The following is a 17,754-nucleotide window of genomic DNA, read 5'->3' as shown; positions in this document are numbered from 1 at the left end:
ATCTGTCCTCCAATTCTGCGGAGTTGCCATGTTATTCAAGTTCCCCAAGTCGTCCGACTGCCAAGAGTCGGACGTCACGCCCGAATCTTTTTACCTTTCTCGACGCAGTGTGCTCGGTGGCGCTATCGCGGGTATGGCCGTCAGTAGTTTGCCGCGTTGGGCCAGTGCTGCGGATACCGCTCGCTATGCGGATGTCGAGCCGGGCAGGGCGCCTTCCTGGTTTGCCGAAAAGCTTCCCACCACCCAGTGGGGGGCGGTCACTGTCAAGGATGAGGCGATCACGCCGTTCAAGGACGCCACTCACTACAACAACTTCTATGAGTTCGGTACCGACAAAGGTGATCCTGCGCAGAGTGCGGGCGCGCTAAAGACCGAGCCATGGTCGGTGGTTGTCGATGGTGAGGTGGGTAAGCCGGGGCGCTATGCGCTGGAAGACTTCATGAAGTCTTATCAGTTGGAGGAGCGCATCTATCGCCTGCGCTGTGTAGAGGCTTGGTCGATGGTGATTCCGTGGATCGGCTTCCCTCTCTCGGCGTTGCTCAGTCAGGTTGAGCCAACTTCCAGGGCGAAGTACATCCGGTTTGAAACCTTGCAGGACCCCAAGAGTATGCCCGGGCAGCGCTCCGGTTTCGCTCTGATCGACTGGCCTTATATAGAAGGGCTGCGTCTGGACGAAGCGATGAATCCATTGTCGATTCTTGCCGTCGGGATGTACGGGCGTGAGTTGCCCAATCAGAACGGCGCGCCGTTGCGTTTGGTGGTGCCGTGGAAGTACGGCTTCAAGAGCGTCAAATCCATTGTGCGTATCAGCCTGGTCAGCGAGCAACCAAAGACCACTTGGCAAAGCATTGCGTCCGATGAGTATGGTTTCTACGCCAATGTGAACCCGACGGTCGATCATCCTCGTTGGACCCAGGCGCGTGAGCGTCGTCTTCCGAGCGGGTTGTTCAGTCCAAATGTGCGCGAGACCCGGATGTTCAATGGCTACTCGGACGAAGTCGCTTCTTTATATAGTGATCTCGATCTAAGGAAGAACTACTGATGCGCTATCCGGCTTGGCGTCTTGGTGTTTTTATGATAGTTGCGATGTGGCCGGTGCTCTGGCTGTTTGAGGCTTGGAGTTTTGCCTTGGGGCCAGATCCGGGAAAGGTGCTGGTTGACCGCTTGGGGCAAGGGACGCTGATTCTGTTGTTGGTTACCTTGTGCATGACTCCTTTGCAAAAGTTGACGGGTTGGGCGGGCTGGATTGCCGTACGACGGCAGCTGGGGTTGTGGTGCTTTGCCTATGTCGTCTTGCATCTGAGCGCTTATCTGGTTTTTGTCCTGGGGCTTGATTGGTCTCAGTTGGGTGTGGAGTTGCGTAAACGGCCATACATTATTGTGGGTAGCCTGGGTTTTCTGTGTTTGCTGGTGCTTGCCGTGACCTCCAATCGCTACAGTCAGCGACGTTTAGGTGTGCGCTGGAAGAAGTTGCATCGCCTGGTCTATGTGATTCTTGGGCTTGGGTTGCTGCATATGTTGTGGATCGTTCGAGCAGATCTGAAGGAATGGGCGATTTATGCCTTTATAGGTGTGCTGCTATTAGTGTTGCGAGTGCCACCTGTTACCCGTCGAATCCCGCGATTGATAGCTCGGAAAACCCCTTCTGCAACAAAAGCGTAATTAACCCTTGACGGCAGATTCTGGAAGTCTATAATTCGCCCCACTTCCGGCGCAGTCGAAACGGAAAACTCCTTGGTAAACAAAGAGTTACGCAGTTTTCGGCAGCGGGTTGCTTCAGTTCATCGAAGCCTGGAAGGAGTTGAAAGAGCGGTGTAGTTTGGCTCTTTTAACGGTTCGGTCTTCTCGATCGAAAGCGGAGAAAAAGAGGGGTTGACAACAGCGAGTAACGCTGTAGAATTCGCCTCCCGCTGACGAGAGATCGGAAGCGCAAGTGGTTGAAGTTGTTGAAGAATTCTTCGAAAGCTTCTGAAAATAATCACTTGACAGCAACAGAGGCTGCTGTAGAATGCGCGCCTCGGTTGAGACGAAAGGTCTTAACCAACCGCTCTTTAACAACTGAATCAAGCAATTCGTGTGGGTGCTTGTGCAGTCAGACTGATAGTCAACAAGATTATCAGCATCACAAGTTACTCCGCGAGAAATCAAAGATGTAACCAACGATTGCTGAGCCAAGTTTAGGGTTTCTTAAAAACCCAAAGATGTTTGAACTGAAGAGTTTGATCATGGCTCAGATTGAACGCTGGCGGCAGGCCTAACACATGCAAGTCGAGCGGCAGCACGGGTACTTGTACTTGGTGGCGAGCGGCGGACGGGTGAGTAATGCCTAGGAATCTGCCTGGTAGTGGGGGATAACGCTCGGAAACGGACGCTAATACCGCATACGTCCTACGGGAGAAAGCAGGGGACCTTCGGGCCTTGCGCTATCAGATGAGCCTAGGTCGGATTAGCTAGTTGGTGAGGTAATGGCTCACCAAGGCGACGATCCGTAACTGGTCTGAGAGGATGATCAGTCACACTGGAACTGAGACACGGTCCAGACTCCTACGGGAGGCAGCAGTGGGGAATATTGGACAATGGGCGAAAGCCTGATCCAGCCATGCCGCGTGTGTGAAGAAGGTCTTCGGATTGTAAAGCACTTTAAGTTGGGAGGAAGGGCAGTTACCTAATACGTAATTGTTTTGACGTTACCGACAGAATAAGCACCGGCTAACTCTGTGCCAGCAGCCGCGGTAATACAGAGGGTGCAAGCGTTAATCGGAATTACTGGGCGTAAAGCGCGCGTAGGTGGTTCGTTAAGTTGGATGTGAAATCCCCGGGCTCAACCTGGGAACTGCATTCAAAACTGTCGAGCTAGAGTATGGTAGAGGGTGGTGGAATTTCCTGTGTAGCGGTGAAATGCGTAGATATAGGAAGGAACACCAGTGGCGAAGGCGACCACCTGGACTGATACTGACACTGAGGTGCGAAAGCGTGGGGAGCAAACAGGATTAGATACCCTGGTAGTCCACGCCGTAAACGATGTCAACTAGCCGTTGGGAGCCTTGAGCTCTTAGTGGCGCAGCTAACGCATTAAGTTGACCGCCTGGGGAGTACGGCCGCAAGGTTAAAACTCAAATGAATTGACGGGGGCCCGCACAAGCGGTGGAGCATGTGGTTTAATTCGAAGCAACGCGAAGAACCTTACCAGGCCTTGACATCCAATGAACTTTCCAGAGATGGATTGGTGCCTTCGGGAACATTGAGACAGGTGCTGCATGGCTGTCGTCAGCTCGTGTCGTGAGATGTTGGGTTAAGTCCCGTAACGAGCGCAACCCTTGTCCTTAGTTACCAGCACGTTATGGTGGGCACTCTAAGGAGACTGCCGGTGACAAACCGGAGGAAGGTGGGGATGACGTCAAGTCATCATGGCCCTTACGGCCTGGGCTACACACGTGCTACAATGGTCGGTACAGAGGGTTGCCAAGCCGCGAGGTGGAGCTAATCCCATAAAACCGATCGTAGTCCGGATCGCAGTCTGCAACTCGACTGCGTGAAGTCGGAATCGCTAGTAATCGCGAATCAGAATGTCGCGGTGAATACGTTCCCGGGCCTTGTACACACCGCCCGTCACACCATGGGAGTGGGTTGCACCAGAAGTAGCTAGTCTAACCTTCGGGAGGACGGTTACCACGGTGTGATTCATGACTGGGGTGAAGTCGTAACAAGGTAGCCGTAGGGGAACCTGCGGCTGGATCACCTCCTTAATCGACGACATCAGCTGCTGCATAAGCTCCCACACGAATTGCTTGATTCATTGAAGAAGACGATAGAAGCAGCCTGTATCGGTTTGTAGCTGAGTTGGTTAGAGCGTACCCCATGCTTTGTGGTAAGGAGCAGGGTGAGGTCGGCCTTAGTAGCTCGAAATTGGGTCTGTAGCTCAGTTGGTTAGAGCGCACCCCTGATAAGGGTGAGGTCGGCAGTTCGAATCTGCCCAGACCCACCAATTTTGTGTGGGAAACGCCTGTAGAAATACGGGGCCATAGCTCAGCTGGGAGAGCGCCTGCCTTGCACGCAGGAGGTCAACGGTTCGATCCCGTTTGGCTCCACCACTTACTGCTGTTTCTGCGTTAGAGCTTAGAAATGAGCATTTCCTTCGGATGAAGGTTAAATGTTGATTTCTAGTCTTTGATTAGATCGTTCTTTAAAAATTTGGGTATGTGATAGAAAGATAGACTGGACGTTACTTTCACTGGTAACGGATCAGGCTAAGGTAAAATTTGTGAGTTGCTCTTGATTAAGAGAGCATGCGAATTTTCGGCGAATGTCGTCTTCATAGTATAACCAGATTGCTTGGGGTTATATGGTCAAGTGAAGAAGCGCATACGGTGGATGCCTTGGCAGTCAGAGGCGATGAAAGACGTGGTAGCCTGCGAAAAGCTTCGGGGAGTCGGCAAACAGACTTTGATCCGGAGATGTCTGAATGGGGGAACCCAGCCATCATAAGATGGTTATCTTAAGCTGAATACATAGGCTTAAGAGGCGAACCAGGGGAACTGAAACATCTAAGTACCCTGAGGAAAAGAAATCAACCGAGATTCCCTTAGTAGTGGCGAGCGAACGGGGACTAGCCCTTAAGTGGCTTTGAGATTAGCGGAACGCTCTGGAAAGTGCGGCCATAGTGGGTGATAGCCCTGTACGCGAAAATCTCTTAGTCATGAAATCGAGTAGGACGGAGCACGAGAAACTTTGTCTGAATATGGGGGGACCATCCTCCAAGGCTAAATACTACTGACTGACCGATAGTGAACTAGTACCGTGAGGGAAAGGCGAAAAGAACCCCGGAGAGGGGAGTGAAATAGATCCTGAAACCGTATGCGTACAAGCAGTGGGAGCCCACTTTGTTGGGTGACTGCGTACCTTTTGTATAATGGGTCAGCGACTTATTTTCAGTGGCGAGCTTAACCGAATAGGGGAGGCGTAGCGAAAGCGAGTCTTAATAGGGCGTCTAGTCGCTGGGAATAGACCCGAAACCGGGCGATCTATCCATGGGCAGGTTGAAGGTTGGGTAACACTAACTGGAGGACCGAACCGACTACCGTTGAAAAGTTAGCGGATGACCTGTGGATCGGAGTGAAAGGCTAATCAAGCTCGGAGATAGCTGGTTCTCCTCGAAAGCTATTTAGGTAGCGCCTCATGTATCACTGTAGGGGGTAGAGCACTGTTTCGGCTAGGGGGTCATCCCGACTTACCAAACCGATGCAAACTCCGAATACCTACAAGTGCCGAGCATGGGAGACACACGGCGGGTGCTAACGTCCGTCGTGAAAAGGGAAACAACCCAGACCGTCAGCTAAGGTCCCAAAGTTATGGTTAAGTGGGAAACGATGTGGGAAGGCTTAGACAGCTAGGAGGTTGGCTTAGAAGCAGCCACCCTTTAAAGAAAGCGTAATAGCTCACTAGTCGAGTCGGCCTGCGCGGAAGATGTAACGGGGCTCAAACCATACACCGAAGCTACGGGTATCACTTAGGTGATGCGGTAGAGGAGCGTTCTGTAAGCCTGTGAAGGTGAGTTGAGAAGCTTGCTGGAGGTATCAGAAGTGCGAATGCTGACATGAGTAACGACAATGGGTGTGAAAAACACCCACGCCGAAAGACCAAGGTTTCCTGCGCAACGTTAATCGACGCAGGGTTAGTCGGTCCCTAAGGCGAGGCTGAAAAGCGTAGTCGATGGAAAACAGGTTAATATTCCTGTACTTCTGGTTATTGCGATGGAGGGACGGAGAAGGCTAGGCCAGCTTGGCGTTGGTTGTCCAAGTTTAAGGTGGTAGGCTGGAATCTTAGGTAAATCCGGGATTCTAAGGCCGAGAGCTGATGACGAGTTACCCTTTGGGTGACGAAGTGGTTGATGCCATGCTTCCAAGAAAAGCTTCTAAGCTTCAGGTAACCAGGAACCGTACCCCAAACCGACACAGGTGGTTGGGTAGAGAATACCAAGGCGCTTGAGAGAACTCGGGTGAAGGAACTAGGCAAAATGGCACCGTAACTTCGGGAGAAGGTGCGCCGGTGAGGGTGAAGGACTTGCTCCGTAAGCTCATGCCGGTCGAAGATACCAGGCCGCTGCGACTGTTTATTAAAAACACAGCACTCTGCAAACACGAAAGTGGACGTATAGGGTGTGACGCCTGCCCGGTGCCGGAAGGTTAATTGATGGGGTTAGCTAACGCGAAGCTCTTGATCGAAGCCCCGGTAAACGGCGGCCGTAACTATAACGGTCCTAAGGTAGCGAAATTCCTTGTCGGGTAAGTTCCGACCTGCACGAATGGCGTAACGATGGCGGCGCTGTCTCCACCCGAGACTCAGTGAAATTGAAATCGCTGTGAAGATGCAGTGTATCCGCGGCTAGACGGAAAGACCCCGTGAACCTTTACTATAGCTTTGCACTGGACTTTGAATTTGCTTGTGTAGGATAGGTGGGAGGCTTTGAAGCGTGGACGCCAGTCTGCGTGGAGCCAACCTTGAAATACCACCCTGGCAACTTTGAGGTTCTAACTCAGGTCCGTTATCCGGATCGAGGACAGTGTATGGTGGGTAGTTTGACTGGGGCGGTCTCCTCCTAAAGAGTAACGGAGGAGTACGAAGGTGCGCTCAGACCGGTCGGAAATCGGTCGTAGAGTATAAAGGCAAAAGCGCGCTTGACTGCGAGACAGACACGTCGAGCAGGTACGAAAGTAGGTCTTAGTGATCCGGTGGTTCTGTATGGAAGGGCCATCGCTCAACGGATAAAAGGTACTCCGGGGATAACAGGCTGATACCGCCCAAGAGTTCATATCGACGGCGGTGTTTGGCACCTCGATGTCGGCTCATCACATCCTGGGGCTGAAGCCGGTCCCAAGGGTATGGCTGTTCGCCATTTAAAGTGGTACGCGAGCTGGGTTTAGAACGTCGTGAGACAGTTCGGTCCCTATCTGCCGTGGACGTTTGAGATTTGAGAGGGGCTGCTCCTAGTACGAGAGGACCGGAGTGGACGAACCTCTGGTGTTCCGGTTGTCACGCCAGTGGCATTGCCGGGTAGCTATGTTCGGAATAGATAACCGCTGAAAGCATCTAAGCGGGAAACTAGCCTCAAGATGAGATCTCACTGGAACCTTGAGTTCCCTGAAGGGCCGTCGAAGACTACGACGTTGATAGGTTGGGTGTGTAAGCGCTGTGAGGCGTTGAGCTAACCAATACTAATTGCCCGTGAGGCTTGACCATATAACACCCAAGCAATTTAGTGACTCGAGAGAGCGCCAGATTGCGGTGTGTGAAGACGAAACGAACCGAAAGTTTGCGATTCACAAAGCACCGAGATCTATCACATCCCCATTCGCTGGAGCGTGAACCGAAAGGCACACGAGCTGGCTACCGAATTTCTTGACGACCATAGAGCATTGGAACCACCTGATCCCATCCCGAACTCAGTAGTGAAACGATGCATCGCCGATGGTAGTGTGGGGTTTCCCCATGTGAGAGTAGGTCATCGTCAAGATTAAATTCCGAAACCCCTATCTGCGTATGCAGGTAGGGGTTTTGTTTTGCCTGCAAAAAAGTTGGCTGTGATATCAACAAATTTGCACAGTTATTTTCGAGCGAGAACACTAGAATAGCTCCCTACCTTTTTAGAGCCTGAGTCTCTTATGACCGACCCGGTTGACGCCTCAGGGCTGTCAAATTTACCGCTGGACGATTTGGTGGCGTGTCATGAGTGCGACTTGCTGATGCGCAAGCCTCTACTCGCCCATGGTGAGAAAGCCCTGTGCCCGCGTTGTGGTTACGAGTTGTATGCCCATCGGCACAATGTCGTGGAGCGTAGCCTCGCATTGGTGATCGCTGCTCTATTGTTGTACATCCCGGCGAACTTTTTACCCATCATGCAGCTCAATCTACTCGGACAGTCGTCGCACGATACTGTCTGGAGTGGTGTAGTCGGCTTGTTCGATACGGGCATGCAAGGCGTAGCCGTTGTGGTGTTCCTGTGCAGCATGGGCATCCCCCTGCTCAAACTGCTCTGTCAGTTATTCGTCTTACTGACTATTCGCCTGGATGTTGGACGCAGTTATGGCTTGCTGCTCTATCGCATTTATCACCATCTACGCGATTGGGGGATGTTGGAGGTCTACCTGATGGGAGTGTTGGTGGCCATCGTCAAACTGGCGGATATGGCGGCGATCACCATCGGTCTTGGCCTGGTGTGTTTTGTCAGTTTGTTGTTGGTTCAGGTCTGGCTGGAGGTGGTGATGTCGCCCCATCAGATCTGGCAAGCCTTGTCGGGAGAAGACGCTCATGCGGGCGATTGATGCGGGTATTCTGATTTGTGCCGAATGCCACGAATTGAACAGGCAGGACCCGGACACCGACGAGCAGGTCTGTACGCGGTGCGGAGCCTTGGTGCATGCGCGTCGGCCGAACAGCCTGATGCGGACCTGGGCACTGCTGATTACTGCCGCGATTCTCTACATTCCTGCGAACGTGCTGCCGATCATGACGGTTAGTGCACTGGGCCAGGGTGACCCGAGCACCATCATGTCCGGGGTGATCCAGTTGGTTCAGCACGGCATGATCCCGATTGCCGCCGTGGTGTTTGTCGCGAGCATTCTGGTTCCCACCTTCAAACTTGTCGGCATTGCCCTGCTGTTGTTTTCGGTGCAACGCCACCAGCCGTTATCGGCTCGGCAGCGCATCGTCATGTATCGGTTTATCGAGTTCATTGGCCGCTGGTCAATGTTGGATATTTTCGTGATCGCCATTCTGGTGGCGGTGGTGAATTTCGGTCGGCTTGCCAGCGTCGAGGCCAATCTCGGCGCGGTGGCCTTTGCCAGTGTGGTGATTTTGACGATGCTTGCCGCAGTAACTTTCGATCCCCGACTGATTTGGGATAACACGGAGTCGGACGACGACCATGACTGATTTGCCTAAAGCTAAAACCCGACCGGCCTCCAACTGGTCGGCGATCTGGGTGTTGCCGTTGATTGCCCTGATTATCGGTGGATGGTTGGGCTGGCGTGCCTACAACGAGACAGGTATCGAGGTGCATGTCCGTTTTGAAAGTGGCGAAGGCATCCAGGCCAACAAGACCGAGGTGGTCTACAAAGGCATGTCGGTCGGCAAGGTCAAGAGCCTGACGCTTGATGATGAAGGGGCGTCCAAGGGGGTGATTGCCACCGTCGAAATGAACAAGGACGTTGAGCAATACCTCAAGACCGGCACCCGCTTCTGGCTGGTGAAACCGAGCGTTTCCCTGGCCGGGATCACGGGTTTGGAAACCCTGGTATCGGGTAACTATGTGGCGATCAGCCCAGGCGAAGGTGAGCCGAGCCGCAAGTTCAAGGCCCTGGCCGAAGAACCGCCGCTGTCGGACTCCAAGCCGGGCCTGCACCTGACCATCAAGGCTGATCGTCTTGGTTCGCTGAGTCGCGGCAGCCCGGTGTTCTACAAGCAGATTCGTGTCGGCCAGGTGAAAAGCTACCTGCTGTCAGAAGATCAGAGCACGGTCGAGCTCAAGGTCTTCATCGAACCGACTTACGCCAGCCTGGTCCGCAAATACACGCGCTTCTGGAACGCCAGTGGCATCAGCATCGACGCGAACCTGTCCGGGGTCAAAGTGCGCAGTGAATCGTTGGCGAGCATCGTCGCCGGCGGTATTGCGTTCGCCACGCCGGAGAACCGCAGGGACAGCCCACCGACTGACCCGAGCCTGCCATTCCGGCTGTATGAAGACTTCGACGCGGCACAGGCCGGAATCCGGGTCAAAGTGAAGCTCAGTGACTTCGAAGGCTTGCAGGCCGGTCGCACGCCAGTAATGTACAAGGGGATTCAGGTCGGCAGTTTGAAAGCACTGAAGGTCGACCCTGATCTGTCCAGCGCCAGTGCCGAGCTGACCCTTGATCCGCTGGCCGAGGATTACCTGGTCAACGGGACTCAGTTCTGGGTGGTCAAGCCGTCGATTTCGCTGGCCGGCATCACCGGCCTGGAAGCGTTGGTGAAGGGTAACTACATCGCGATTCGCCCGGGTGACAAGGGCGGCGCACCGCAGCGTGAGTTCGAGGCGCGCGCCAAGGCGCCGCCACTGGACCTGCGTTCACCGGGCCTGCACATGGTGCTGTTCACCGAGAACCTGGGCTCGCTGGAAGTCGGCAGTCCGATTCTCTACAAGCAGGTCAAGGTCGGTTCGGTGCAGAGTTATCAGTTCTCGCGCACCAAAAAGCAGTTGGTCATTGGTGTGCACATCGAGAAAGAGTACGAAGGGTTGGTCAACGGCTCGACGCGTTTCTGGAATGCCAGTGGCATTACGCTTTCGGGTGGCTTGACCGGTGGGATTCAGGTCAAGAGTGAGTCTCTGCAAAGTCTGATGGCCGGTGGTATTGCCTTCGAAACGCCTATCGCGAATGTTCCGCTGCGCAAGCGTATTCCACGCTTCCGGCTGTTTGCCAGCCGCGAAGAGGCGAGCCAGAAGGGCGCGGTGGTGACCATCAAGGTCGACCGTGCCGATGGTTTGCGCAGTGGTACGCCGATTCGCTTCAAGGGCCTGGACGTAGGCAAAGTCGAAGGCGTCGACTTGAGTGATGACTTGCAATCGGTCCTGCTCACCGCCCGTATCACCGAGGTGCCGGATCGTATCGCCCGGGTGGGTAGCCAGTTCTGGGTGGTCAAGCCTGAGCTGGGCCTGATCAAAACCTCGAACCTCGAAACCCTGGTGACGGGGCAGTACATCGAAGTGCAGCCAGCGGCGAAGAACCTGGGGCCGCAAAAGAACTTTGTTGCCCTGGAACAGCCACCGGAAGCCACTGCGCAGGAAGAAGGCTTGAGCCTGGTGCTGAGCGCCGCGCGTCGCGGTTCACTGAAGACCGGTGTGCCGGTGACCTACCGCGAAATTACCGTGGGCAAAGTCACCGGTTATGAATTGGGCCAGACCGCTGACCGGGTGCTGATCCATATTCTGATCGAACCCAAGTACGCACCGTTGGTGCGCGGCGGCAGTCGGTTCTGGAATGCCAGCGGTTTTGGCGTGGACTTTGGCCTGTTCAAAGGCGCGACCGTTCGCACCGAGTCACTGGAAACCCTGATCGCCGGCGGTATCGCCTTCGCGACCCCGGACGGTGAACGCATGGGCAACCCCGCGCGGCCTGAGCAGACGTTCCCGTTGTTCGACAAGTTTGAAGATGAATGGCTGATCTGGGCGCCGAAGATTCCACTCGGCAAACAGTAGGCAGTTAATCAGGCGTCTTGGGTGACGCCTTCGCGGGCAAACCCTCTCCTACAGTGACCGCGTTCTTTCATGAGGACGCGATCAAATGTGGGAGCGGGCTTGCCCGCGAAGAGGCCCTCAAATGCACTGAAAGACTAAAAGAAATGACCATGAAAAAGGCCGCGATCCATTGGATTGCGGCCTTTTTTATTGCCTTCGATTAACGCAAATCAAACCGCATCCAGCTCCGGCTCATCCGCTTCAACGTTAACCACAGCCTTCACTTCATCGTGGCGACGGATGTACTTCCAGTCCGCCTCGTCGATATAGATGCCGTTCGGTCCGCTGCCGCCTTCCAGGTCGATGGCGACACTGGCGCAGACCTGCGGCTTCACACTGGCCAGAATCGGCACGAAGCCCAGTTGCAGGCTGGTTTCCAGCAAGGCTGCCTGGTTCTTCTCGTCGATGTCCGCCGCCTCGTCGAGGTAGTACGGCAGGCGCACGCGACCGGCCTGGTCGCGGTCCATCAAGTGCAGCAACAAGTACATGTTGGTCAGCGCCTTGATGGTCATGGTGGTGCCGTTGGACGCGGCGCCATCGATGTCGGTGTGAATCACCGGTTGCCCGTTGACCTTGGTGATTTCGAACGCCAGCTCGAACAGGTCTTTCAGGCCCAACTGGTTGTGGTTTGCCGCCACCAGACGCGCCAGGTATTCCTTGGCTTCTTCGTTCTTGTTGTCCTGATCGGCGCTTTGGCTCAGGTCGAACACGGAGAGGGTTTCGCCTTCTTCGTATTGACCGGCGCTGTGGATGATCTGGTCGATGTGCTTGAGGGCTTCCTTGTTCGGCGCGAGCACGATGCGGAAGCTTTGCAGGTTGGAGACCTGACGCTTGTTGATCTCGCGGTTGAACAGCGCCAGTTGGTGCTCAAGGCTGTCGTAGTCACTGCGAATATTGCGCAGGGTCCGGGCGATGTCGGTCACGGCGGCACGGCGTGCCTTGCCCAGCGTCAGGGCTTCGTCGGTACGGTGCGCGTAAGCGTTGATCAGCAATTGCAGGCGACGCTCGACGTCGTCCTCGCTGTCGAACTTGGCCACGCCCTTGAGGCGAACCTGGGCGTACAGCGCTTCGATCTGCCCATCGACGCGCAACAGACCTTGCCAGCTGTCCTGATAGTCGTTGAGCAGCGGCAGCAGGTTGTCCATGGAATCGTCGATCGGGTCCATGAACGGCGTGCCGAACGGCAGGTCGGCCGGCAGCAACTGACGGCGGCGCAGGGCGTCGTCGAGGGTGCGTTGCTTGGCTTCCATGTCGCCGATCTGGCGGCCGACCAGTTGCAGCTTGGCCGACAGTTGCTGGACGCGTTCGGTGAAGGCGTCGCTGGAGCGCTTCAACTCATCTTGCGCGGCTTCCATCTGCGCCAACTGCTCCAGCTTGTCGCCTTCTTCAGCGCTCAGGGTTTGCGAGCGACGGAAGTCTTCCAGGGCTTTTTGCGCATCCAGCACTTGTTGGTACAGCGCTTCGGTCTGGGTCTTGCTGGCTGCGCGGTCCGCCGCCACGGCTTGCTGTGTCTTAAGCTGCTTGAGTTCTTTTTCCAGGCGCTCTTTCTGATCGCGCAACGCGGCGCGGTCAGCCAAGGCTTGCAGGGCTGGCGGTTCGATGTGCGACAGGTCGATGGACAGGCCCGGTGCTTCGAAACGCTCGCCTTTGAAACTGTCGAGGATCAGCTCCATGGATTTGACCCACTGACCCTCGTCGTCCAGCGCGATGCCATGCTCGCCCAACGGCAAGCTGAACAGGGCGCTGTTGAACAGGCGCATCAGGCGCTCCACGTCCTGTTGCGAAAACTCTTCGCGCAGGCGGGCATAGCTGTTGTTGTCAGCGTGATCGAGTTGCTGCTTGACCGACTTCAGGCGTTTTTCCAGGTCCCGCAGGCGTTCTTCAAGGTCTTCGGCGCTGAACTGACGAGACTGCGCCAATGCACCGGCCAGTTCATCGTGGGCGTCTTTGGCCGCGAGCAATTGTTGTTCAAGGACTTTGACGTCATCGACCAACGCGAAACGATGCTTGAGCACCGACAACTCGCCGAGCCAGCGCTGGATGCCGGTGATCTCGCGTTCCAGGCGCATCAGTTCCTGAGTGCCGCCGCGCTGGTCGTTTTGCAGGGCATCCTGCTCGTTGCGGTAGTGTTCGGCCTGGATCGTCAGCTCTTCCTTGCGGGCGCCGGCATAGTCCGACCAGGTGCCCAGCAAGGAGTCAAGCAGCGGCGAGATGCGGTGCAACTTGCCGCGCAGGATGTTGCGCTGGGTGACGCCTGCCGAAAGGGCTTCGACCAAAGGACCGGCGGTGACCAGCGAGTTGTAGTCCTGCTCCATGCGGCGTACATCGCGGAACGCTTCTTCGCACGCGGCAATGTAATCGACGCTGCCGGAACGCAGGCTGTGCTCGAACGCGTCGAGGAACAACTGCTTGAGCTTGGCTGCGGTGATTTCGCGCATGTGCAGCAGGTTGATGAACAGCGCGCGGAAGGTCTTCAGGCTCTGCTCGCTGGTGGAGCGCAGCGGGATCAGTGTCAGGTCCAGCGGAACCGAAGTGTGACCGCCCACCAGCAAGCGCCGCAGTTCATCAGGTTTGAGTTCGTAGGCTTTCAGGCCCTGGCGCTCAAGGTTGTTGAACAGCTCTTTCTGGCGCAGGCAGGTGTCGTCTTTCTGGTAATGGGCCAGATCGAGTTTGCCGGCGTAGGCGAAGAACTGGTGACCGAAACCACCGCCCGGGCCACGCCCGACCACGCCGATGACGTGAGGACCGTGAGGCAGCGAGACTTCGACCAGGATGTAACTGGTGTCCGAGGCGAAGTAGAAACGGCGCGACTGTTCCAGGCTGTACTTGCCGAAGCTCATGTCCGACATGCGCGCCAGAATCGGGAACTGCAAGGCGTTGATCGAGGCGGATTTACCGAGGTTGTTCGCGCCGTAGACCGACAGCGGTTCTTCCAGCGGGAACAGGCCGAGGCTGTAGCCGGCGGTGTTCAAAAGGGCAAAGCGGCGGATGCCGTAACGTTCCTTGCTCATGCGTCGAGCTCCTGTTCTTCGGCAATGGCGCGGGCCAGTGCGTCTTCTTCGCTTTCACCCTCGAATTCACTGAGGTCCAGCGGGTCATCGGTTTCCAACAGTTTTTCGTCGCTGTCGTCATCGATCAGCACTGGCACCGGCAACGGCAGCACGCTGTGCAGGCTGGCGGCCAGGTCACGGTCCTGTTGAACAGAGAGGCAGACGTCGAGGAAGCGGTGCATCGGTGGCAGGAAACGGTAGATGCCGTTCTCTTCACCGGCGAAACCCAACTGCGTCATGCGGCGCATGATTTTTTCTTCGAGTTCTTCGACGGTCTGCACTTCGGCCTGGATGAACAGGTCGCGGTACTTTTCCAGCAAGGAGGGCAGTTCATCGCGACCGAGGCTGCCGCCATCAAGCACGGCAATCGGGTCGCGGCCCTGGTCGGCCAGGTGCTCGACGAGGATGAAGGTGAACAATGCCAGACGCTGGGCGGTCTTGTTCACCGCAGCGGCGGCGAGGTCCGGCACGAAATAGTAGAAACCACGCGTGTCGCAGACCAGCTCAAAGCCCAGGGCCTTGAACAGCGTGCGGTACTGATCCTGGAAGTTCGACAGCTGCGCGTACAACTCGGGATCGCGGCGGCTGACGTGGTAACCCTTGAACAGCTCGCGAAAGATCGGCGCCAGCTGGGACAGTTCGGAAAGATCAAGTTGCATGGGAAGTACTTGCATAGAGGGTGCTCGCAGAATCCTCGGCGGTGTCGCGGGCCGAGAGCAGGGCGAAGGAGCGCAGGCTGACCTGGTGCTCGTGAGTGTGGTAATCGCGGCGTTCCAGACGCTCGCGTTTGAAGCGTTTTTCCCGTGACAGGCGGGAGAACCAGTACAGCAATTCGTCGGTTGCACCGTCTGGTTCCTGCTCCAGCAGCCAGGTCATCAGGTCTGGCATCGGCAGCGCGTCTTCGCAGCGCTCGAGCATTTCGCGAACGGTGCGCGGCGCGCGTGGCGCTTCGCCTTTTTGAGTCTTGTGGGCCTTGGGGAAACGCGCCGGTTTCGGCTCGAAACGCGCCAGGGCGTAGACGTAGGCTTCGACCTGGCTGGCGCTGCCGAGGAAGGTGCTTTGCGGCCGGGTGAACATCGGCATGGCCGCTTGTGGCACAGCGTCGATGCCCTTGCGGCGGATCATCGACAAGGCCAGTGCGGCGCCACGGGTCACTGCGTTGTGACGGCGGGCTTCTTCCCGCAACGGCAGCAGCAATTCGCGAGCGTGACGCAGGGTCAACTGGGCGCTGGTTTGCATTTCGAGGATGCGCGCATGGGTGCGCAGCAGCATGTCGTCGTCGACCAGATGCCCCAGGCGCTGCTGTTCGCTGAGCATGCGCAACAGCACGTTTTCAACCTTGCGCACGCCTTGCTCGAACGCGCCGTCGGCGTTCACCAGTTGGATCATCGGCTCGACGTATTCGTCCCAGGTCGCCAGGACTTCGGCGTAACGCTGGCGCAACGGGATTTGTCGGTCGCTGGTCTTGGCCCGTTCGGCGACGGCCACCAGGGCCTGTTCGTCGTTGGCGAGTTTTTTCAGCACATCGCGTACGCGCATGTCGAGCAAGCGCAGTTGGCGCGCCAGGTCGTTGCCATCACGGATGTCGAAGGCGTCCTGGATGTAACCGGCCAGCCGCTCCAGATGGCGCAGGTAGGCTTCGATTTCCAGGCACAGGCCCAAGCGGTGCTCGCGGCGCAGGTAGGCGAGGAAGTCGTGGATCTGCGCGTTCAGCTCAAACCGGTTCGGGCTTTTGGCCACGGGCACCAGAATGTCGAGGCGAATCCACACATCCAGCAGGCTGGTGATGTCCTGTGGCGTGCTGTCCAGTTGCTGGGCGGCCAGTTGCGAGCGCAGTTCGTTGAGGCTCAGGGTGCCTTGGTCGAAGTGCTCGCACAACGGCTCCAGAAGTGCCCAGTGTTCAGCGAGGGCGCGCAAGACGCGCTTGGGTTCGATCATGGTAATGGCCGGTTGGTTGGCGATTAAAAGCGGCGATTGTACTGCATCGCGCGCGATGGGAATCCCTCTCGGGCGATCGACGGGACGGACAGTCTGCTTTCTATCGATCAACTGCGGGCGATCTTGAGCGAAGGGCGGTAGAATCCCCGCACTTTAGTTATCCACAAGTGGCCGACCTTTGCTTATCGAGTCCCGTCGCCGCGCCTATTTGACCGCCATGCAGGTGGTCAACTGGCTGCCGCGCACCGAATTGCCCTTTGCCGCGCCGTCACGGCCCGAGCTGCTGGAAGTGCCAGAGCCGTTGGTCGAGACGCCGAGGGTGCCTGCTCAGGTCGCGAAAGCGCCTGTAGAGCCCGCGCCCCGGCCCGCCGAGCGGGTCAAGATCGAGGTCCCGCGCCCGACGCCTTCGGTTGCACGCCCGGTGAGCAAACCGGTCGAAGACGCCGAACCTGCGCCGGTCGTGGCCAAGACGCCGCCCGTACCGCCGCCGCGTTTTGCCCTGCAACTGCTGCGTGCCGGCCGTTGCCTGCTGCTGGTGGAGTTACCCACAGGCGGAGCGTTCCAGAGTCGCGATCCGGCGTACTTGCTGCTCAAGGACATGCTGCGCGCCGCTGGGCTGCCGGACAGCCCGCAAATTGTCGGCGAACCGGTGCGCTGGCCGTTGCTGGCTCGCGGCACCATGGATCAGGGCCCGGACGCCGCGCGCGACTTCGTGCAGGGTTTCCTCTCGGCTCGCCTCGAAGACGCACCCTGTGTGTGCACGTGGCTGATCGGCTTGCCCGCAGTGCGTTTTGCCGGTGAGGCCAATGCCGAGTCTTACAATCGCGAACTTCAGGTCGAAGGCCTGGGGTCGGTCTGGGCCCTGCCTGGCCTGGAATTATTAATGGATGAGCCACAGCGTAAGGCTGATGTCTGGCAAGCCATGCGTCGGCTGATGGCGCGCTGGAAAGAATCAAATGAGTGACGCTGTATCGTTTCGCCCCATGACCGAAGCGGATCTGGACGCTGTTCTGAAAATCGAATACGCGGCGTTCAGCCATCCCTGGACCCGCGGAATCTTTCTCGACGGGTTGGGCAAGTATCAGATCTGGTTGATGTTCGAAGGCCAGCAGCAGGTCGGCCACGGCGTGGTGCAGATCATCCTTGATGAAGCGCACCTGCTGAACATCACGGTCAAACCCGAGAATCAGGGCCGAGGGCCTGGGCCTGACGCTGCTTGAGCACCTGATGTCGATTGCCTACAAGGCGCAGGCACGGGAGTGTTTCCTGGAAGTGCGCGACAGCAACCGCGCGGCATTTCGGTTGTATGAGCGTTATGGCTTCAACGAGGTCGGCCGTCGCCGTGATTACTACCCGGCGGTGGGCGGGCGTGAAGATGCAGTTGTCATGGCCTGCACGTTGGTGGATTGATGCATGACCATTGTGGTGAGGGAGCTTGCTCCCGTTGGGCCGAGAGTCGGCCCTGAAATCGGCAGCCGCGATTCATCAGGAAGAACACGT

10 protein-coding genes, 2 tRNA genes, 3 rRNA genes and 1 pseudogene are annotated in these 17,754 nt (G+C 56.8%); 13 read left to right on the top strand and 3 right to left on the bottom strand.

The window, feature by feature from the left end; genetic code table 11:
* Window positions 1–28: 28 nt before the first annotated feature.
* From msrP to AABM54_RS21830, 11 genes are all read left to right on the top strand, one after another.
* Window positions 29–1,042 carry a protein-methionine-sulfoxide reductase catalytic subunit MsrP gene (gene msrP, locus AABM54_RS21880; protein ID WP_347902041.1) on the top strand — a complete coding sequence of 338 codons (1,014 nt, stop codon included), beginning with the start codon at window positions 29–31 and terminating at the stop codon, window positions 1,040–1,042.
* Window positions 1,042–1,662: a protein-methionine-sulfoxide reductase heme-binding subunit MsrQ gene (msrQ, locus tag AABM54_RS21875; RefSeq protein ID WP_347902040.1), complete on the top strand. Its 621-nt coding sequence runs from the start codon at window positions 1,042–1,044 to the stop codon at window positions 1,660–1,662. The genes msrP and msrQ overlap by 1 nt, the downstream gene beginning before the upstream one ends.
* A gap of 545 nt (window positions 1,663–2,207) precedes the next feature.
* A 16S ribosomal RNA gene (locus AABM54_RS21870) occupies window positions 2,208–3,746 on the top strand.
* Between the two features lie 162 nt (window positions 3,747–3,908).
* Window positions 3,909–3,985 (top strand) — tRNA-Ile (locus tag AABM54_RS21865).
* A 30-nt stretch (window positions 3,986–4,015) separates the two neighbouring features.
* Window positions 4,016–4,091, top strand: a tRNA-Ala gene (locus tag AABM54_RS21860).
* A 253-nt stretch (window positions 4,092–4,344) separates the two neighbouring features.
* Window positions 4,345–7,236: ribosomal RNA gene (locus AABM54_RS21855) — 23S ribosomal RNA — on the top strand.
* Between the two features lie 158 nt (window positions 7,237–7,394).
* A 5S ribosomal RNA gene (gene rrf, locus AABM54_RS21850) occupies window positions 7,395–7,510 on the top strand.
* Together the 16S, 23S and 5S rRNA genes with 2 tRNA genes alongside form the textbook arrangement of a ribosomal RNA operon.
* 148 nt (window positions 7,511–7,658) lie before the next feature.
* Complete coding sequence (locus AABM54_RS21845) at window positions 7,659–8,318, top strand: paraquat-inducible protein A (RefSeq protein ID WP_347902039.1); 660 nt, start codon at window positions 7,659–7,661, stop codon at window positions 8,316–8,318.
* Entirely contained in the window at window positions 8,305–8,928 is a 624-nt protein-coding gene (locus tag AABM54_RS21840) for a paraquat-inducible protein A (RefSeq protein WP_347902038.1), read from the top strand. Before AABM54_RS21845 ends, AABM54_RS21840 begins: the two co-directional genes overlap by 14 nt.
* Window positions 8,921–11,227 carry an MlaD family protein gene (locus AABM54_RS21835; protein WP_347902037.1) on the top strand — a complete coding sequence of 769 codons (2,307 nt, stop codon included), beginning with the start codon at window positions 8,921–8,923 and terminating at the stop codon, window positions 11,225–11,227. Before AABM54_RS21840 ends, AABM54_RS21835 begins: the two co-directional genes overlap by 8 nt.
* Window positions 11,228–11,244: 17 nt before the next feature.
* Window positions 11,245–11,430, top strand: a complete 186-nt coding sequence (locus AABM54_RS21830) for a hypothetical protein (protein ID WP_347902036.1) — start codon at window positions 11,245–11,247, stop codon at window positions 11,428–11,430.
* Window positions 11,431–11,436: 6 nt separating this feature from the next.
* Here the strand turns inward: AABM54_RS21830 and mksF are convergent, their stop codons facing one another.
* From mksF to mksB, 3 genes are read right to left on the bottom strand one after another with little or no spacing between them, the layout of a single operon-like run.
* The gene (gene mksF, locus AABM54_RS21825; protein WP_347902035.1) at window positions 11,437–14,277 is read right to left on the bottom strand and encodes an Mks condensin complex protein MksF; all 2,841 of its coding nucleotides are present in this window, start codon (window positions 14,275–14,277) and stop codon (window positions 11,437–11,439) included.
* A complete protein-coding gene (gene mksE, locus AABM54_RS21820; protein ID WP_347902034.1) occupies window positions 14,274–14,975 on the bottom strand; it encodes an Mks condensin complex protein MksE in 702 nt (233 codons plus the stop codon). The genes mksF and mksE overlap by 4 nt, the downstream gene beginning before the upstream one ends.
* Complete coding sequence (gene mksB / locus AABM54_RS21815) at window positions 14,965–16,254, bottom strand: Mks condensin complex protein MksB (RefSeq protein ID WP_185015318.1); 1,290 nt, start codon at window positions 16,252–16,254, stop codon at window positions 14,965–14,967. Before mksB ends, mksE begins: the two co-directional genes overlap by 11 nt.
* 217 nt (window positions 16,255–16,471) lie before the next feature.
* On the opposite strand from mksB, the gene AABM54_RS21810 reads away from it, so the two are divergent.
* Together AABM54_RS21810 and rimI are read left to right on the top strand one after the other, a co-directional pair.
* Entirely contained in the window at window positions 16,472–17,218 is a 747-nt protein-coding gene (locus AABM54_RS21810) for an energy transducer TonB (protein WP_347906280.1), read from the top strand.
* Window positions 17,211–17,664: pseudogene (rimI, locus tag AABM54_RS21805) on the top strand (ribosomal protein S18-alanine N-acetyltransferase). The gene AABM54_RS21810 and the pseudogene rimI overlap by 8 nt, the downstream one beginning before the upstream one ends.
* The last annotated feature ends 90 nt before the right edge of the window (window positions 17,665–17,754 follow it).

The sequence above is a fragment of the Pseudomonas purpurea genome, from assembly GCF_039908635.1.
Taxonomy (GTDB): domain Bacteria; phylum Pseudomonadota; class Gammaproteobacteria; order Pseudomonadales; family Pseudomonadaceae; genus Aquipseudomonas; species Aquipseudomonas purpurea.
This window is presented reverse-complemented; position numbering and strand designations above follow the sequence as displayed.